Source organism: Lactobacillus bombicola (assembly GCF_900112665.1).
Taxonomy (GTDB): Bacteria; Bacillota; Bacilli; order Lactobacillales; family Lactobacillaceae; genus Lactobacillus; species Lactobacillus bombicola.
The window spans coordinates 164,211-181,432 of record NZ_FOMN01000001.1 but is presented as its reverse complement, the minus strand read 5'-3'; the positions used below and the strand labels follow the sequence as shown (position 1 = coordinate 181,432).

General features: G+C 32.4%; 18 protein-coding genes. 13 read left to right on the top strand and 5 right to left on the bottom strand.

Annotation, left to right across the window (positions count from 1 at the left end):
- Positions 1-5: 5 nt before the first annotated feature.
- Positions 6-1,127, top strand: a complete 1,122-nt coding sequence (gene rpoD / locus BM203_RS00825) for an RNA polymerase sigma factor RpoD (RefSeq protein WP_090091995.1) — start codon at positions 6-8, stop codon at positions 1,125-1,127.
- Positions 1,128-1,217: 90 nt separating this feature from the next.
- On the opposite strand, the gene BM203_RS00820 is transcribed toward rpoD, so the two are convergent.
- Both BM203_RS00820 and BM203_RS00815 read right to left on the bottom strand, forming a co-directional pair.
- Complete coding sequence (locus tag BM203_RS00820) at positions 1,218-2,414, bottom strand: CPBP family intramembrane glutamic endopeptidase (RefSeq protein WP_090091993.1); 1,197 nt, start codon at positions 2,412-2,414, stop codon at positions 1,218-1,220.
- A gap of 17 nt (positions 2,415-2,431) precedes the next feature.
- Positions 2,432-2,872, bottom strand: coding sequence for an 8-oxo-dGTP diphosphatase (locus BM203_RS00815; RefSeq protein WP_090091992.1), 441 nt, complete (start codon positions 2,870-2,872; stop codon positions 2,432-2,434).
- 205 nt (positions 2,873-3,077) lie between these two features.
- Here BM203_RS00815 and BM203_RS00810 point away from each other — a divergent pair, with 205 nt between their 5' ends.
- The 8 genes from BM203_RS00810 to BM203_RS00775 all read left to right on the top strand — a co-directional run bounded on the left by BM203_RS00810 (position 3,078) and on the right by BM203_RS00775 (position 10,972).
- Complete coding sequence (locus tag BM203_RS00810) at positions 3,078-3,941, top strand: ABC transporter ATP-binding protein (RefSeq protein WP_090091990.1); 864 nt, start codon at positions 3,078-3,080, stop codon at positions 3,939-3,941.
- 1 nt (position 3,942) lies between these two features.
- On the top strand, positions 3,943-5,445 hold the full coding sequence (locus BM203_RS00805; protein WP_090091988.1) for a hypothetical protein: 1,503 nt from the start codon (positions 3,943-3,945) through the stop codon (positions 5,443-5,445).
- Positions 5,446-5,623: 178 nt separating this feature from the next.
- Entirely contained in the window at positions 5,624-6,313 is a 690-nt protein-coding gene (locus BM203_RS00800) for a tRNA (adenine(22)-N(1))-methyltransferase (RefSeq protein WP_090091987.1), read from the top strand.
- Positions 6,300-7,097, top strand: a complete 798-nt coding sequence (locus BM203_RS00795; protein ID WP_090091985.1) for a Nif3-like dinuclear metal center hexameric protein — start codon at positions 6,300-6,302, stop codon at positions 7,095-7,097. Before BM203_RS00800 ends, BM203_RS00795 begins: the two co-directional genes overlap by 14 nt.
- A 12-nt stretch (positions 7,098-7,109) precedes the next feature.
- A complete protein-coding gene (pepT, locus tag BM203_RS00790; protein WP_090091984.1) occupies positions 7,110-8,351 on the top strand; it encodes a peptidase T in 1,242 nt (413 codons plus the stop codon).
- 733 nt (positions 8,352-9,084) lie between these two features.
- On the top strand, positions 9,085-9,444 hold the full coding sequence (locus tag BM203_RS00785; RefSeq protein ID WP_090091982.1) for a GntR family transcriptional regulator: 360 nt from the start codon (positions 9,085-9,087) through the stop codon (positions 9,442-9,444).
- Positions 9,445-9,446: 2 nt separating this feature from the next.
- Positions 9,447-10,151, top strand: a complete 705-nt coding sequence (locus BM203_RS00780; RefSeq protein WP_090091981.1) for an ATP-binding cassette domain-containing protein — start codon at positions 9,447-9,449, stop codon at positions 10,149-10,151.
- Complete coding sequence (locus tag BM203_RS00775) at positions 10,151-10,972, top strand: hypothetical protein (RefSeq protein WP_090091979.1); 822 nt, start codon at positions 10,151-10,153, stop codon at positions 10,970-10,972. The genes BM203_RS00780 and BM203_RS00775 overlap by 1 nt, the downstream gene beginning before the upstream one ends.
- A gap of 72 nt (positions 10,973-11,044) precedes the next feature.
- On the opposite strand, the gene BM203_RS00770 is transcribed toward BM203_RS00775, so the two are convergent.
- Both BM203_RS00770 and lepB read right to left on the bottom strand, forming a co-directional pair.
- Entirely contained in the window at positions 11,045-11,236 is a 192-nt protein-coding gene (locus tag BM203_RS00770) for an LBP_cg2779 family protein (protein ID WP_090091976.1), read from the bottom strand.
- A gap of 48 nt (positions 11,237-11,284) precedes the next feature.
- Positions 11,285-11,863, bottom strand: a complete 579-nt coding sequence (lepB, locus tag BM203_RS00765; RefSeq protein ID WP_090091974.1) for a signal peptidase I — start codon at positions 11,861-11,863, stop codon at positions 11,285-11,287.
- 86 nt (positions 11,864-11,949) lie between these two features.
- Between lepB and BM203_RS00760 the strand changes: the two genes are divergently transcribed.
- Genes BM203_RS00760 through BM203_RS00745 form a run of 4 tightly spaced genes read left to right on the top strand, consistent with a single transcriptional unit; the run spans position 11,950 to position 15,843 of the window.
- Positions 11,950-12,702: an SAM-dependent methyltransferase gene (locus BM203_RS00760; RefSeq protein ID WP_090091972.1), complete on the top strand. Its 753-nt coding sequence runs from the start codon at positions 11,950-11,952 to the stop codon at positions 12,700-12,702.
- Positions 12,692-13,657: a hypothetical protein gene (locus tag BM203_RS00755; RefSeq protein ID WP_090091971.1), complete on the top strand. Its 966-nt coding sequence runs from the start codon at positions 12,692-12,694 to the stop codon at positions 13,655-13,657. Before BM203_RS00760 ends, BM203_RS00755 begins: the two co-directional genes overlap by 11 nt.
- On the top strand, positions 13,650-15,062 hold the full coding sequence (locus BM203_RS00750; RefSeq protein WP_090091969.1) for an RsmB/NOP family class I SAM-dependent RNA methyltransferase: 1,413 nt from the start codon (positions 13,650-13,652) through the stop codon (positions 15,060-15,062). The genes BM203_RS00755 and BM203_RS00750 overlap by 8 nt, the downstream gene beginning before the upstream one ends.
- A complete protein-coding gene (locus tag BM203_RS00745) occupies positions 15,055-15,843 on the top strand; it encodes a Cof-type HAD-IIB family hydrolase (RefSeq protein WP_090091967.1) in 789 nt (262 codons plus the stop codon). The genes BM203_RS00750 and BM203_RS00745 overlap by 8 nt, the downstream gene beginning before the upstream one ends.
- Positions 15,844-16,202: 359 nt before the next feature.
- Here the strand turns inward: BM203_RS00745 and fni are convergent, their stop codons facing one another.
- Entirely contained in the window at positions 16,203-17,219 is a 1,017-nt protein-coding gene (fni, locus tag BM203_RS00740) for a type 2 isopentenyl-diphosphate Delta-isomerase (RefSeq protein ID WP_090091965.1), read from the bottom strand.
- Positions 17,220-17,222 lie beyond the last annotated feature (3 nt).

Sequence of the window (17,222 nt, the reverse complement as noted above, 5' to 3'; positions counted from 1 at the left end):
TTATTTTGACAGAAAATAAAAATACCAATAATAATGAAGAATTGTCTTTAGACAAAGTTGTTAAGCAAGTTGTCAAAGACGTAAAAAAAGATAAATCGATTACTGAAACTGAATTTATAGATCGCCTAGTTAAGCCTTATGATTTACAAAATAAGGCTGTCGATCAATTAATTCAGGAATTTGAAGACAACGGTATTAGTATTGTCGATGAGAATGGCGATCCTTCTAAATTAGCTTTAAAGAAACAAAAAGATATTGAAAAAGCCGAGCTAAAAGATATGTCGGCCCCATCAAGCGTGAGGATGAATGATCCTGTGCGGATGTATTTAAAAGAAATTGGTCGTGTACCACTTTTAAACGCCGATCAAGAGATTTCTTTAGCTAAAAGAATTGAAAAAGGTGACGAAGAAGCCAAACAAGAATTAGCTGAAGCTAACTTACGTCTTGTTGTCTCAATTGCTAAACGATATGTTGGTCGTGGTATGTCTTTTCTTGATTTAATTCAAGAAGGTAACATGGGGTTAATGAAAGCTGTAGATAAATTTGATTATAGCCTCGGTTTCAAGTTTTCAACTTATGCGACCTGGTGGATAAGGCAAGCCATTACCCGTGCAATCGCAGATCAGGCACGGACAATTAGAATTCCGGTTCACATGGTAGAAACAATCAACAAATTGATCAGAATTCAAAGACAGTTATTGCAAGATTTAGGTCGTGAACCAACCCCTGAAGAAATTGGTGCCGAAATGGATATGCCAACTTCCAAGGTACGTGATATTCTTAAGATTGCTCAAGAACCAGTTTCACTCGAAACACCAATTGGTGAAGAAGACGATTCTCATCTTGGTGACTTTATTAAAGATAAAGATGCAACTAGTCCAGAACAACATGCTTCATATGAAATGTTGAAAGAGCAGTTAGAAGAAGTTTTAGATACACTTACTGATCGAGAAGAGAATGTTTTACGCTTACGTTTTGGTCTTGATGACGGCCGAACTAGAACTTTAGAAGAAGTCGGGAAAGTCTTTGGTGTTACTCGTGAACGTATTCGCCAAATTGAAGCCAAGGCTTTACGGAAATTGCGTCATCCTAGTCGTTCCAATCAGTTACGTGATTTTTTGGATTAACTTTATACTATACAAAAAGCTTCACTTCGTTTATTGTACGAAGTGAAGCTTTTTTGCTTTATCTTAATTTTAACTTTTTCTCTTATAAATTTAAAATGCCTTTTTATTTAATCCTTGAAGATTCAAATTATATTCGACAACTTTTTTACGTTTACCTGTAACAAGAAACAAAGCTAGTCCGAGATAAATTAAAACTATAAAAATTAATAATTGCCAGTCAAATATTGTAGGACTTAACATCGAAGTACTCCCAGACGCAATCATCCCCGCTAAATCATATAAGAAGTGGTATGCGATATTGCTAATAATTGTACCAGTGTATAAATAGAGTGTTGAAAATAATATACCTCCTACCATTGCATTAATCACTTGCAAAATAGTAGCTGATAATGGTTGAACAGGAGCATTTAAAAAATGAATTAGACCAAAAATTAAGCCATCAAGAAATATTGCCCAAAAGATTTGCCTACTAGAATTTTGGAGTAACTTCAATAAAAAACTTAAAATGCAAAAGCGCATCATCCATTCTTCACCAATTCCAGCAGCAAAAGCACTTAAAGTTAAATATAAAAGATTACTATTTGAAGCTACCCTAAAATTCCAGTTAGTAAGAATACCGTTCAATGAATTGGCATCATTAAAACCATTAAACAGACAATCTATGACAATAAAAATAATTAGAATACTCAAAATTACCTTTGAAACTCTTGAACTAAACTTAAAATTAGGAGTAACAAATCCCCATTTTTTCATCACAAACCATGTAGTAACAACAAAACTTAAACTACCAATAATTGCACTATTGGTACAAGCCTTTAAAAAAGGGTTAGTGGGAATAGGATAAGTAGATTCTATTTCGATAATCAAATATATAAACCATAGTAAACAAAAACGTCCCCATTTATTCTGAACATTTCCCATAGCCAATTCGCCCATAGGAATAAACATAAAAATTTTATAAATTGTAATAAGACACAAAACAAATGTTGTTATAGTCTTATTTGTATACTTAATTAAAAGATCATTTACAAAAGTAAAGAAAAAAATGGGGGTACTAGTGATACTAATTGCCTGAAAATAATAATTGCATTGAATTAACTTACTATTTACATTTTTATTTAATACTGAAAACTGTAAACTAATCAAAATTAGCAAAATAAATGCTTTAAAAGTAGTAATCCCACCAGCATGAATAAATAAACTATAAATTAAACTAAATATTACAAGTAGCAATTGTAATAAGGTCTGCAGTAGGTGCCAACTTCTTATTTTTTTCTCTGTAACCATTAAAAACCTTTCTAGACTTAAAACAGTTTATCACGCTTGCCATCAAGTAAATGTTCATCAATATCATTATTAAAATAAACTTTTAAATCGCGGTCAAAGTTATATGCAAGCTTTTCTTGTTGCAATTCTTTTTTGGTCATCCAGATAAGCTCTCCTTCTTTTGATGCTTTTAGCTGACCACTAAACTTTGTAGCAATATAAAAAAAGACGATATAGCGATTATTATTATCGTCATAAAATTGTTTAATTCCCACTAAATGTGGCTTCTTAATTGTTAAATTAGTTTCTTCTTTAATCTCTCGGATGACCGAGTCGTGAAATGATTCATGCGCTTCAACATGTCCGCCGGGAAAGGTGAGTCCAGGCCACGTTGGATCGTTACGATTAATCACTAATATTTTTTGCTTATTTTCAATCATACACATATTTGTTAATGTTACTCTTTCAGTTCTATCCATTCCGTATAACTTCTTTCATCTTTTTATTGAATTTATTATATAAAAAAGATGAAAGATTAACTAGGTAAATTTACAATACATTAATTTACTTACAGTCAATAACTTTATTAAAAATCTGGTCTTTTTTGTTTATTTTTGTACTATAATAGCATAGTAATACAATATATAAATGATATTATAGTTTACACTTTTAGGAGAATTGACTATGGAATTAGATATCAAAAACGTATCATTAAAGTTTGGTCAAAGGCTAATACTTGATAACATTAACCTTAACTTACATTCAGGTGGGCTCATTGGACTAATTGGTCCTAATGGTGCCGGGAAATCAACTTTATTGCGGATAATATCAACTATTTTGCAACCTGAAAAAGGAAGCATATTTTTAGATGGAGTAGACATTGTTAAATATCCCAAAAAGATGCGAATTTCATTAGGATATTTACCACAGCAAGTTCCATATTATCCTCATTTAACTGCAATTGAATATTTGCAATACATTGCGGCTCTTAAAGGTATTTCTAAAAAGCAAGCACGAAGTAATATTGAAAATTTACTAACTAAATTTCATTTGATTAATGCAAAAAATACAAAATTGGCCGACTTTTCTGGCGGTATGCGACAAAGAGTAGGTATAGCCGCCACATTACTAGGTGATCCAAAAGTAATTATTGTTGATGAACCTACAGTCGGATTAGATCCATTAGAAAGAGTAACTATTAGGAATGTTTTGGCAGAAATGGCTGTTAATCATATTGTTATTTTATCAACTCACATTATTTCTGATATAGAAGCAGTTGCTTCTAAAATTATTGTTTTGAAAGAGGGGCAAATTTTATATACAGGTTCACCGGAAAGACTTTTACAGAGGGTAACAAATTCAGTTTGGGAATATACTGCTCCAGTTAATCAGGTTCTTAATCAACTAGAAAATGTTAGTTCTATTACGCAAGAAATTGATGGTGTTCATATTAGAGTAATCTCTCAATCTAAACCTAATGCAGAAGCCGTTAATGTAACACCACGCTTAGAAGATGCCAGTCTGGCTATTTTAGAAAGCGGTGATTAGTTTGACTAGAATTGTTAAAGCTACATTTTTAGAACGAAGTCGCCGCTTGTCATATTGGGCTCTAATAATCTTGGCCTTAATCGCAGCTGTTATTGGATATCCAAGAATTAAGGGTCCAATTAAGGTATTTGTACTTGAGCCGAATTTATTTATTCAAGCAAGCAATCCTAGTTGGGTTCCAGTTAGTGTGGTGTTAGTATTAGGCTTGTTTTTACCAATTATTAGTTACCTGTTTTTAAAAAATACAATTGGAATTGATGATCAAAATCATACTAATGTTTTAATGGCGTCAGTTTCCTTTTCTAAAATTAAGTACATTGGTGGAAAATTCTTGGCGAATTGTTTACTTTTATTTATTCTCTGGATTGTTATCATATTAGGGACAATTATAATGGTGATTTTACAGTTTCCAGGGAAATTTATTGACTTTTATCAGTTCTTAACGCCATTTTTAACTTTATTACCTGGTATTTTCATAATTTCGATGCTTGCGATATTTACAGAAATTGTTCCTTTTCTAAGAGGTATTCTAGGAATAATTCTTGTTAGCTTTTTTTCATTAATTTGTTATGGAGTTAGTATCGAAAATTATAATTCCTTTTTTTTAAAGATAATTAATCCATCTGGTAGCTCCTATTTATTCAAAATGATTCAAGATACTTGCGTTAAGACAGTAGGGCAACCATTAAAGCAAACAATGCTACTTAGTTCAGGAAATTTTAAAGAAACAGGAAAGCAGACTTTATTTTTTTTACCGATTAAATTTACTCAGCAAGATCTACTAATTTTTATTATTCAGCTCATAATTTGCATTGTAATGCTAATTTTAGCAGGTTTTATTTTTTCTCCGCACAAATACTCAAATAAAATTCGTAAAAATTCCATCCCTATTAACTTAGTTCACGACCATCATAAATTGAAAACAATCAATTCAAAATCGGCTAGTAGTAGTTTATTAAAAACTTCATTTGCTTTATTATGGAGACCACTATCTATTTATAATAAACTTGCATTAATTATTTTGTGGTTAACAGCATGGCTTAGTTCATTAGCCATAAAGCAATTAATAATTTTACCTTTAATCTTATTAACAGAATTACCATTATTGAGTAATTTAGGTTCACAAATTACTCAATTTAGTTTCTATCAATGGCTGATGACGATTCCTAAAGCACAAAATAAGCAACAATTTTTTGAATATGTAGCTAGTTTAACATTTACACTAATCTTGTTTTTACCTTTTATGCTAAAGTCAAGTTATACTGCTTTGTTACTAGTATGTTTTAGCATTATGATTTGCATGCTAGCACAAGTTTTAGGATTAATTACCAAGGGTAACCGCATGTTTATTTTTTTAATGGTCATTTTTTGTTTTATCTACCTAAATGGAATTACTAACTTGTTACCCATAAATAAACTAAATCCATCTGTCTGCTTAGTATATCTTGGTGTAACCCTAGTTTTATTTTTAATAAAGTGTAGCTTAAAGCAGTTAATTAAATAATTGGTATAAGTATTCATATTAAATTGTTCTTTATTAGCTTCATTTTGAATTAAACTCAAAATGAAGCTTTTTGGTAAAGCTAAATTTTATTCAAGACACCAATTTTCAAAAACATTTAATTCTTAAACCAGCTTAAGTAATATGCTAAAATTTCAGTATGTAGAAAGTAGGGGAAAAAGTGAATTTACGTTTAAATACTTTAGCCAATATGGTAGATACAGGTAGTCGGGTTGCCGACATTGGTACTGATCATGCTTATTTACCAATTGAATTAGTTAAATCAGGTAAAATTGATTTTGCCATTGCTAGTGACATTGCATCAGGTCCCCTAGCAAATGCAAAGCAAGATATTATCGAAGCCGGACTTGCAGAAAAAATTGAACCACGTCTAGGTGCAGGACTTGACACAGTTAATAAAGCAGATCAGATTGATACTGTGGTAATCGCTGGTATGGGGGGCAAACTCATGACCCAAATTTTAACTACTTCTTGGGAAAATGGTTTAAGTTTTGATACGCTAATTTTAGCACCAAATATTGGTGAGTATGGGGTACGAAAATGGCTAATTGAGCACTCTTATCATATTCAAGCTGAACAAATTATTACTGAAGCAGGTCATATTTATGAATTAATTAAGGCTAAAAAAGTAGCTAAGTTAGAAACATTAACTCAGGCACAGTTATTTTTTGGACCAGTAATTATTAAAGAAAAAAATCCAGTCTTTTACCAAAAGTGGCAAGACCAGTTGCATTATCATGAGCGGCTTTTAGATAATTTAAATAAGGCTAAGCAAAAGGATTTTTCGCGTATCAAAAAAGTAGAACAAGAAATCGAGTTAATTGAAGGAGAATTAAATGACCAAAGTTAAAGATATTGTCACCATTCTTTGCCAACACTTTCCTGAAGGAATTGCTAGTAAAGGTGACCCCGTAGGACTGCAGATTGGTTCACTTGATCAAAAAGTAAATAAAGTAATGACTACTCTTGATGTGCGACCAGAAGTAGTAGATGAAGCCATTCAAAGAGGAGTTAATTTAATTATTAGTCATCATCCAGTTATATTTCGGCCTGTTATTAACCTTAATTTTGCTGATCCACAAAATGAAATGTATGGCAAAATTATTGCTCACGGAATTGCTGTCTATTCAATTCACACTAATTCTGATAAAGCACAAGACGGTTCTAGTGATTGGCAGGCAACAGAACTAGGTTTAATTGATGTTAAACCTTTCTGTTTTGATGCTGATGGTATAGCCATTGGCCGTAAAGGAAAATTACCACACCCATTATCAGCACACGATTTTGCGTATTATGTTAAAGCTAAAATGAAAGTTAAGATGGTACGGTTAATAACTGCTGATTCTAATAAGATGATTTCATCAGTGAGTTTTATTTGTGGCGATGGTAGCAAGTTTTGGCACCAGGCGGTTGCAGAAAAAATTGACGCATTTATTACTGGTGACGTCTATTATCATACCGGTCATGATATAATTTCTTCAGGATTAACAGTTATTGATCCTGGTCACTATACAGAAAAACTATTTAAAGATAAAATGTATCAAAAGTTAACTCAATGGAATAAAGAAAACAATTGGGACCTACAAGTGGAAAAGTCTACTGTTTCAACTAATCCATTTCAAGATTTATTTTAATAAAGGAGAATTATGGAATATCCAAACTTACTGCCAAGATTTTTAAAATATGTGCAAGTCAATTCACGATCAGACGAGCATGCTGATTGTTTCCCCTCAACTAAACGTGAAGAAGACTTTCAAAAAGAAGTAATTATCAAGGACTTAGAAGAATTAGGTCTAAGCGATGTTCATTATAACCAAAATTCCGGCTGTGTAATCGCTGAAATTCCCGCTAATATTGATTTTGAAGTTCCAACAATGGGCTTTTTAGCTCATTGTGATACGGCAGACTTCAATTCCGAAAATGTTAAACCGCAAATTCATGAAAACTATGATGGCAAATCAAAAATAAAATTAGGAAATTCCGAATTTTACCTTGATCCCGCAGTTTTTCCCCATCTTGCAAATTATAAGGGGCAAACTATTATTACCACTTCCGGGGATACTTTACTTGGTGGCGATGATAAATGTGGGGTAGCAGAAATAGTAACTTTAGCAGAATATCTTTTAACCCATCCAGAAATTAAGCATGGCAAGATTCGTTTAGCTTTCACGCCAGATGAAGAAATTGGCACTGGAGCAGGGCATTTTGATGTAGCAGAATTTGGAGCTGATTTTGCTTTTACCGTTGATGGCGAAGCACCAGGAAAACTTGATTGGGGCACTTTTTCTGCTGCCCAATTTGGGCTTGATATTCAAGGAGTGAACGTCCATCCAGCAGTAGCCAAAGGACAAATGGTTAATGCACTTCAAATCGCAATTGATTTTCAAAATCAATTGCCAGCAGATGAGGTTCCAGAAAAGACTGATGGGCGACAAGGATTCTTCCATTTGATGAATTTAACCGGAACGGTTGATAATGCCCATATGGACTATATCATTCGCGACTTTGAGCGCGAAGGCCTAGAAGAACGAAAAGCATTAGTCAAATCACTTGTTCATAAAATGAATGAAGCATTTGGTACTGAACGAATCAAGTTGAAAATGTGGGATCAATATTATAATATGGCGGATGAATTAGCTAAACGTATGGATATTATTAATTTAGCTCGTGAAGCTTATCGCAGTGAAGGATTATCAATTAATGAAGATCCGGTTCGCGGTGGCACTGATGGGTCTCAGTTAACCTATATGGGTCTGCCATGTCCTAATATTTTTGCTGGACAAGAAAACATGCATGGACGCTACGAGTACACAGTTTTAGAATCAATGTACAAGGCAGTTGACATTATGGTAAAAATGGTTGAATTAAATGTGACAAATAACAAATAGTGAAACAAAATTATAGCTATTCACACTTTTTTAATATGCTGATTAATTTTTTAAAAAGCTTTTATACCAGGTATAGTTGGCTGTTTTTTAAAATTAGCTAATTATACACATCTATTATAAAAAAATAAATTTACTCACAAAAACATTGTTTTAGATGGCTTTGTGGGTATTTTTTTGCCTTAAGTAAATAAATTACATGGTCGTGAAACAACGAAAAAATTATTAAAAAGTTGAAGCCTTTTTAAGCAGCTATCGAATAATAGGGTGTTAATCTAATGATACTTAATATAGCAGATTTAAAAATGCTAATGAAAGGATATCATCATAGAAAAAGAAATAATTAAAATAGAATCTGTTTGCAAAAAATACTTAAAGAAAGATAGTTATGTCATTAACAATCTTTCTTTAAGGTATTCCGATTGAACAATTTACTGCCATTATAGAAACTTGTGGTTCAGGTAAACTCACTTTGCTTAATCTAGCTTTTAACGGCCAAATTTATGTTAATGATCATAAATGGCTGCTAACGCAGCTGGCCAGCTTTTATAAAAAAATTAGGCTTTATTTTTCAGAATTACCGTTATTGAAAAGTTTACCAGTTTGTCATAGACATGTCTTTGTTAGGCAAGAGTGATTAATAATATGAAAAAAACATAAATATTGCATAAATTAACAATTTGCGATATGATCGTGTAATAGAAATATAATACAGTATATAAAGGATGGTGTGCTAGTGGAATTTAAGGACAATATACCTATTTATCTCCAAATCAAACAGTACCTTTATCGGCAAATTATTACTGGTAAATTACAGCCTGGTCATAAAATACCTTCTGTAAGAGAATTAGCGGTTGAGTTAACGGTCAACGTTAATACTGTTCAAAGAGCTTTACAACAAATGAATGCTGAGGGTATTTTGTTCACTAAAAGAGGCGAAGGCAATTTTGTCACCGAAGATACTGCTTTACTTGAACAGACAAAGGCTAAATTGATTAAGGCTGAATTAGAAAAGTTTGTTCAAAGTATGAATGCTTTGGGAGTATCTGATGATCAAATTAGTGTTATTTTATCAAATTATCTGATAGGAGAATAAATATGGATAATCTTTTAGAAATTAAAGATTTAACCTATAAAAAGAACCAAAAAATCATCTTGGATAAAATTAACTTAGAGTTACAACCAGGAAAAATTGTGGCGCTTTTAGGTGAAAATGGGGCAGGCAAGACTACTTTGATGCGTATCATTGCTGGAATGGCTAAAAACTATCAAGGTAGTGTTACACTTCTTAACGAAACTAAAGAAGCTATGAGAAAAGCGCATTTATCATTTACTGATGGGTTAACCGGGTTTGGTGACTCAACGAAAATCCAGGATATTGTGCATTTTTATCAAGTTATTTATACCGATTTTGATGACGAGCAATTTGATCAATTAAGAAGTTTTATGAAACTTGATCTTAATATGCGTTTATCTCATCTTTCAAAGGGGATGCGTGAAAAATTAATTATTGCATTGACTTTTTCACGTAAAGCTGATTTATATCTGTTAGATGAACCATTTTCAGGGATAGATGCAATGGCTCGCAAAAAAATAATTAATTCAATTATTCTCTGGAAGGCTGATCAAGCGACAATTTTGATTTCCGATCATTTTGTTAACGAAATTGCGACCATGCTTGATGAAGTTGTCGTTATTAAAGATAAAACAGTGCTTACACATCAATCAACTGAAGCAATTAGGACAAATAATCTGAGTATTGAGGAATATTATGAAGGACTTTACTTAAAGGAGGATGAATAATGTCAATTTTTAAGAGTTTATTTAGCCAGCAATTTAAACAAAAAACTAAAAATTTGTATTTAATCCTGTTAATCGAGTTCATTGGTTCAATTGCCATTACTTTTTTCTCTAGTAGGTATTCTTATAATAGTTCTGTATTAGATACTTTTATGATTAAATTGCTTTCTATATATAGCACTATTATGATTTTTTCAACTTTTGCTTTTTATATTATTATTTGTTTTATAAATGAAAAAATCAATCTTAGTCAAACCTGGCGGCTGACACCAATTAACGATAGTTTATTTTACATTAGTAATATCTTAAGTTCATTTGTCACCATGGTTTACTTTAAATTACTTGAACTACTAACCCTAGCCATATTCAGTGGCCTTTATTACGTAATTAGTCCTCAAGTTCGAACAAATGTTGCAATTACACTTAATGAGTTAAATAAGTATACGAATTCCCATCTTAGCAAATTATATAATATTTTTGATGAAACATTAATTTTCATCACAATTATGGTCTTGCTTGCTTTACTAACTTACCTTATCATTAGCTTTTTAAATTTCACAAGTCGGGCAATTATGAACTTCCTGCCCCATGTATCAGGCAGAGGAGTATCAAGTATTATTCGGTTAGTCATAATTTGGTTAATTGCGTGGCTGTTAGTAAAAATTAGTAATTTAATTAGAATGAACAATATTTTTTCCGGCTTTATGGTAAATGATAAAAGTTCTTTACTAATCATTTTGGTCTTACTAATTTTGAATCTATTTTTCCTAATCGTTAACGTTTTCTTAATGCAACATTACTTTGAAGCAATTGAGAAAAAGTAACTGTTTAATAATTATTAAAATTAAAAAACCATCAAGGCTTAACTTGATGGTTTTTTAACTTAATTTGTTTTTTTAATGACTAGCAGCCAAATAGTCATACAACTGACTAATTTCTTCAGCTGTAAATTCACCCTTACCAGTTTTCATAGAATGAATTTTTTCTACTGATAAATGACTAGCAAAAGCTAAATCAGTATCAGTTACATGGTGTTTAACTTGATAATTAATAATTGTATCGGATAATTCTTCTAGTTGTTGATTCATAATAAATTGCTCCTCTAGAATTTATTTTGCTAAAAAAATTAAAATAACCTAAAAACTTTGGATTCGATTAAATGGCCAATAACGTAATACTACTTTACTTACAAGATTACTACGTTTAACTGGTCCAAATATATGAGAATCCTTAGAAATATCGCGGTGATCACCCATAACAAAATAATAGCCCTGCGGTACTTTATAAGTAAAATTACTGGTATAAGTTTGCCCAGCATCATTAGCTGCTTTTTTGAAAGAATTTTCTAAGTAGGGTTCTTTCAAAAGCTTACCATTAATGTACATTTTATCATTTTTGGAAACCAAAGTATCGCCAGGTAGACCAATTACACGTTTAATATATAAAGCTCCAGGTGTGTCGTTAGCAGCTTTCGGCGCAAGTAAAACCACAACATCATTTCTTTTTGGGGTGAAATGACGCGTAGAAATTAATCGCTCATTATTTTCAAAAGTTGGCTGCATCGATGGTCCCGACACACGATCATTTGAAAGTACAAAATTAAATAGCAGGTAAAAAATCCCAAGAATGATTGCCATCATTACTACAACATCTAAAAGGAATTTTCCCCAACTTTCTTCTTGCTCATCTTGTTTATTTACTATCTTTTTTGCCATAAAATATTCTCCTTATATTCCATTACCTTTTATTATAACTGAAATCTTGGCAATTGAATGTTAAAATCATTATTAGGTATTTGATAATGACAGAATTTTTAAATAAAATTAACCAACTAGATAGTGAAATTGATAATCAGTCGGTTCATGAGCAAGTGCAAATAGTTAATCAAATGATTTCTTTTACCAGACAAAAGAAAATCATGCCACTTGCCCCCAAAAAACTAGGCTTTTTACCAGATGAAATTGAAGCAATTTATTTTCAAGTTGCAGCAAATAAAAAGAAAAAAGTAAGGATAATTAATCAACTTTTAAATAGTGTACGCCAATTTTTATCCATTAAATATGGTATTTGGTCCTTACCAAACTTAGCAACAGCTAAATTGATAAAAGATTATTTTCAAATTGATCAAGCACTAGAAATCATGGCCGGCAATGCTTGTTGGGCTAAAGCTTTAACTGAAGTTGGGATTGAAACTATTGCAACTGACTCACTGGAATGGGCAAAAACTTCCTTAACTGGAAATAATCCATATATGGCAGTTAAAAATTACGATGCCCCTAAGGCAATCGAAAAATTCGCTACTGCACAATTAATTATCTGCTCTTGGGCCCCCAATTTTACCAAAAGCGATCTTTTAGCAATTAAAGCATGGCAAAAATATAATCCGCAAAGTCATTTGCTTTTTATTGGCGAAAAAAACGGAGCCACTAATTCGATGGCATTTTGGCAAGAAGTTAAGTTTAACTATTCCCAAAAACTTGATAAAATTAATCAGTCCTTTAAAAGTTACGATTTTATTAATGAACAAATATTTGAGATAAAGCATGAAATTTAAAAAAATAATAATCTTTGTGACAATCTTTTTGTCCCTTTTGGGCATTGGCTCTATGTTATCTAATATACAGTCCAGGGAAGCCGATCAACTTCTCGAAGCCTACGGTTTAAGTAATAATACACGTTATATAGAAGTCAAAAATAATCAAACAATTAGCTCTTTTTTGACATATTTACAAAAAAATTATGCAAAATATAAAATTCAACTACATTTTAAAAGTAAAATAGATCCTAAGCAAACACTGATTTGGGCTAACCATAATGTAATTACTTTGCCAACTGAAAGTGGGCGCTATTTTACAGCTGACGATTTTCAAGGCAGGGTATCCTTTGCCGTTTTAAGTCTTAATGCTAAAGTTCAAACTCTAGCAACTCAAGGAAATGAATATGTCGTTTTGGATAATAGTTACTATTCAGTGATTGGGACGTTAAAACATTATCATCAAATGAAACAAAATGGTTACTATCTTTCTACTGGTCCAAAACAACCAACAGGAAAAGCTAAGCTAACAAATTACATCATTATAATTGATAGCTCAAGTAAAATGATAAATAAACTAGCTTCACGCTACAAAGTTAAAATTAAAACACCAATTTTTGTTAAAAATCATCAAATTCATAAATTTTCAATAATTAGAGAAATCAGTTTAGTGATAGTTTTTACCATAATTGCTATGTCCTGCAATACATTATTAGCACTTTTTGACTGGTCTGTGGTAAAAAATACTGCGTTAACTGGGCAGCTGTTGCATAATTGGCTATTTAATCGGGGAGTTAGAACAATTCTATTAGAATCAGCTCTAGTACTGGGAGCATACCTTTTTCTTTCATGGCGTGCTTTCATCTCTAAACCTCAGCAAATGATTTTGTTACTATTACTTAGTTGGTTTCTTATCATTGCCGCTTATAGCTTTACTATTTTACAGCATTTAAGAAAGGAAAAAAAGCATGCTTAAATTACCAGTTGATTTTCTAAATAAGTATCAAGCTTTACTAGGAGCTGAAAAGGCTAAAGAACTATTTACTTCACTTGAATATTCACCCAAAAAAGCTTATCGAATTAATTCATTAAAATGGCAAAATCAGGTTTCTTATAAGCAAGATGAACCAATTTTAAATATTAATGCCGCTTTTTATGGAAAAATAACTGGTCTTGATCCTGAATGGGTTAGTGGTACAGTTTATTCGCAAGATCCAGCTGCCATGTTTCCAGCTATGATTGCCGAGGCTAAGCCTGGTGAGCGTGTTCTTGATCTATGTGCTGCTCCTGGAGGTAAGAGTACTGCTCTAGGAGAACAATTACAAAGTCAAGGTCTGCTACTTGCTAATGAAATTTCCCGTTCACGGGCAAAAATATTACGCGAAAATATTGAACGCTGGGGAATTAGCAATGCTTTGATTACAAACGAGACCCCACAAAAATTAGCATCACAATTACCACATTTTTTTGACAAAATTGTTGTTGATGCTCCCTGTAGTGGTGAAGGAATGTTTCGGAAAAACAATGAAGCAATCAACTATTGGTCACCTGACTATATTTCGGTTTGCCAAAAAAGGCAAAAAGATATTTTAACTGAAGCAGTTAAAATGTTACGTCCAGGAGGTGAATTAATATATTCGACTTGCACTTTTGCTCCTGAAGAAAATGAACAAATAATTTCTTGGTTAGTCACCAACTTTAATTTCGAAATTTTACCAATTAAATTAGCAAAAATAGCAGTAGACCATGGACATCCAGAATGGGCTGATGGGAATTTGTCATTGAAAAACACCTTACGTTTTTGGCCTTTTGATGAATTAGGTGAAGGGCAGTTTGTTGCAAAACTAAAATTAGTTAAATCTGAATCCCAGCTAGTAAAAAGCTCACAAAAAAAGAGACGTAAACGCGGAACTAACCAGAATTTACTTAATCTTAATAAAGAACAAATTTTATTAATCAAAAAAGTTTTAGAGCCCTTTAATTTACCTAATGAATTAAAAAACTGGTCAAAATTAGGTCTTGTCCAAAATAATCACGTTTGTATTCCAGCATTTCCTGAAGTTGCCAGTTTACATCTAAAAATCATCAATAATGGAATAGATCTTGGGATTTTAAAGAAAAAAAGATTTGAACCCAGTCATCAATTGGCAATGGTTTTAGGTCAAATTAAACAAAATCAAGTAATTAATTTATCTGAGCAAGATTATTTGTGCTATTTACATGGCGAAACTGTTCGAATTGACACTGAAATACGGGGTTTCGTTTTAATTAGTTGTCATAATTTAATCTTTAGTTTTGGTAAAGTAAGTGGGGATGGTATTTTAAAAAATTTTTATCCTAAAGGGTTACGTACAGTAAAGAAAGGATTACAAAATGATTAAGTTAATTGCAACAGACATGGATGGCACCTGGTTAACTGATGAAAAGACGTATGATCATGAACTATTTTTACGCGAATTTGAGTTAATGAAGAAAAGAAATATTAAGTTCGTGGTGGCCAGTGGTAATCAATTCAAAAATATTTATCAACGTTTCCCAGAAGTTGCAAGTCAAATATACTTTGTTGCCGAAAATGGAGCTTTAGTTGCTCACGGCCGACAAGTTATGCATACAGCTAGCATATCTGAAACTGATTGGCAAACACTTTTGGAAATTATTAATCGTTTTGATGAAAAGGTAACCGTTTCAGGGCTAGCGAGTGCTTATGTTTTAACTAAAGATGGCAAAGCTTACGCTCAGGAACTTAAAAAATATTACGAAAAATTGACCCTGGTCGCTAATTTTGAAGATTTGGCTGATAAAATCTTTAAAGTAACTTTTGACGTATCAGCAGCAAAACTACCTGCCTTAATTGATTTACTTAGACGCGAATATCCGCAATTAGGTTTTGTAGCTGGCTCAGCCACCTCAATTGATATGTCCACTAAGGGGATGAACAAGGCAATTGGTCTTGACTACCTAAGTCAAAAATTTAGAATTAATCCACGTGAAATGATTGCCTTTGGTGATAGCGGTAATGATGTGGGCATGTTCAAATATGTTGGCCAAAGTTTTGCTACTTCTACAGCTTTACCAATTGCTAAAAACGCTGCTAGTCGTGTCATTGGCTCAAGTAATGACAGTGCGGTACAAAAAGAAATTTGGCAGATTTTAAATAGTTAATAAAAAAGACATCCAATGAAAGAAAGCTCGAAAGTTAGACAATTTTCGAGCTTTTTTCTATAACTAAAATTATTTAAGGAACGGAACAAAACAGAAACTCAATTTTTATTATCAATGAAAAAATGGCAGGGTAGCTAGTTAACCATTTGGCTAAGCTACATCAGCTTGAAAATGTGGCCCACCAGTCCGCTATTATAATCCAACTGAGTAAGCTTAATTACATTGCGTATGATAATTAAGAACGCATAAAGTGTAGCTAAAAAGGCTTAACGCCAATTAAATATCGTCATCAAGCCTTAGCCCGTCATTATTAAAATTTATTAGTCTAACTTTGGGAATTCACTTTTAAATGAATTTTTTTATTTAAATTGTTGAAGCCAACTATAAAGAGGCTCATCATAATATTTTTTTAACTTGGTTATTTGCTTTAAATCACTTATCCCATATAAAGCCAGCAAATATGCCAGTTCTTCTTGCCAATTCTTTATCATTTGCAATAAAAAATTAGCTCCCTTTTGTTCCAATGCTTGCAAGAAAACATTAGCTACGCCAATATATTTACCACCTAGAGCAAGTCCTTTAAAGACATCTAATGGTTGGCGTACACCACCTGAAACAATTACTTCAACTTGCTCCTTTTTAGCAAGGATAGTTGCTAAAACAGTGGGTAAGCCTAAATCTTCTAAATAAGATAAATCACGTTCATTTCTAGCATTTTCAATTTGAGCAAAGTTAGTACCACCACTACCAGCTATATCAAATAAAGTGAAGCCTTCACTTTTGAGTAAGCGAATAGTTGTTGGATCAAGGCCAAAACCAACTTCTTTAATAATAATTGGAATTGTCAATTTTTGGCGTAAGTCTTGTAAATTTGTTAGCCAAGTAAAATCTCGTTCTCCTTCTGGCATAGCTATTTCTTGTACAGAATTGAGATGAATCTGCAGTGCGTCAGCCTCGAGTGCTCGGACAATTTTCTGGGCCGAATCAGCTTTAGTCTTAGCATTAAGATTAGCAATTACAACTCCAGTTGGATCTTCTTCTCGAGCAACCAAGAAACTAGTAAGGGCTTCTGGTTCCTTAGTTAAAATACTGGCTGAACCTAGTGCTAGTGCTATCTGTGTTTTTGCAGCTATCTTACCAAATGCTTGATTTATTGCATAGGCTTTATCGGCTCCACCAGTCATTGCATTAATAAAGAAGGGGACTGCTACTTTTTTGCCAAACATTACAGTTGTTAATTGTTCCAGTTTAACTTTAGTTTCGGGCAAAGCCGGGCGCAATAAATGCATTTGGTCAAAACTATTTGGCTTGTTTGTCTTATAGAATTGACCAGCTAAAGCCAGATGGTCTTCTTTACGCTGAGATCGAATGGACATTTT

Coding starts and splice junctions, on each gene's coding strand:
- BM203_RS00815 (WP_090091992.1), bottom strand. CDS start 2,872: ATGGATAGAACTGAAAGAGTAACATTAACAAATATGTGTATGATTGAA.
- BM203_RS00795 (WP_090091985.1), top strand. CDS start 6,300: ATGACCAAAGTTAAAGATATTGTCACCATTCTTTGCCAACACTTTCCT.
- BM203_RS00745 (WP_090091967.1), top strand. CDS start 15,055: ATGATTAAGTTAATTGCAACAGACATGGATGGCACCTGGTTAACTGAT.
- lepB (WP_090091974.1), bottom strand. CDS start 11,863: ATGGCAAAAAAGATAGTAAATAAACAAGATGAGCAAGAAGAAAGTTGG.
- BM203_RS00775 (WP_090091979.1), top strand. CDS start 10,151: ATGTCAATTTTTAAGAGTTTATTTAGCCAGCAATTTAAACAAAAAACT.
- BM203_RS00760 (WP_090091972.1), top strand. CDS start 11,950: ATGACAGAATTTTTAAATAAAATTAACCAACTAGATAGTGAAATTGAT.
- BM203_RS00755 (WP_090091971.1), top strand. CDS start 12,692: ATGAAATTTAAAAAAATAATAATCTTTGTGACAATCTTTTTGTCCCTT.
- BM203_RS00820 (WP_090091993.1), bottom strand. CDS start 2,414: ATGGTTACAGAGAAAAAAATAAGAAGTTGGCACCTACTGCAGACCTTA.
- BM203_RS00770 (WP_090091976.1), bottom strand. CDS start 11,236: ATGAATCAACAACTAGAAGAATTATCCGATACAATTATTAATTATCAA.
- BM203_RS00780 (WP_090091981.1), top strand. CDS start 9,447: ATGGATAATCTTTTAGAAATTAAAGATTTAACCTATAAAAAGAACCAA.
- BM203_RS00810 (WP_090091990.1), top strand. CDS start 3,078: ATGGAATTAGATATCAAAAACGTATCATTAAAGTTTGGTCAAAGGCTA.
- fni (WP_090091965.1), bottom strand. CDS start 17,219: ATGTCCATTCGATCTCAGCGTAAAGAAGACCATCTGGCTTTAGCTGGT.
- pepT (WP_090091984.1), top strand. CDS start 7,110: ATGGAATATCCAAACTTACTGCCAAGATTTTTAAAATATGTGCAAGTC.
- BM203_RS00750 (WP_090091969.1), top strand. CDS start 13,650: ATGCTTAAATTACCAGTTGATTTTCTAAATAAGTATCAAGCTTTACTA.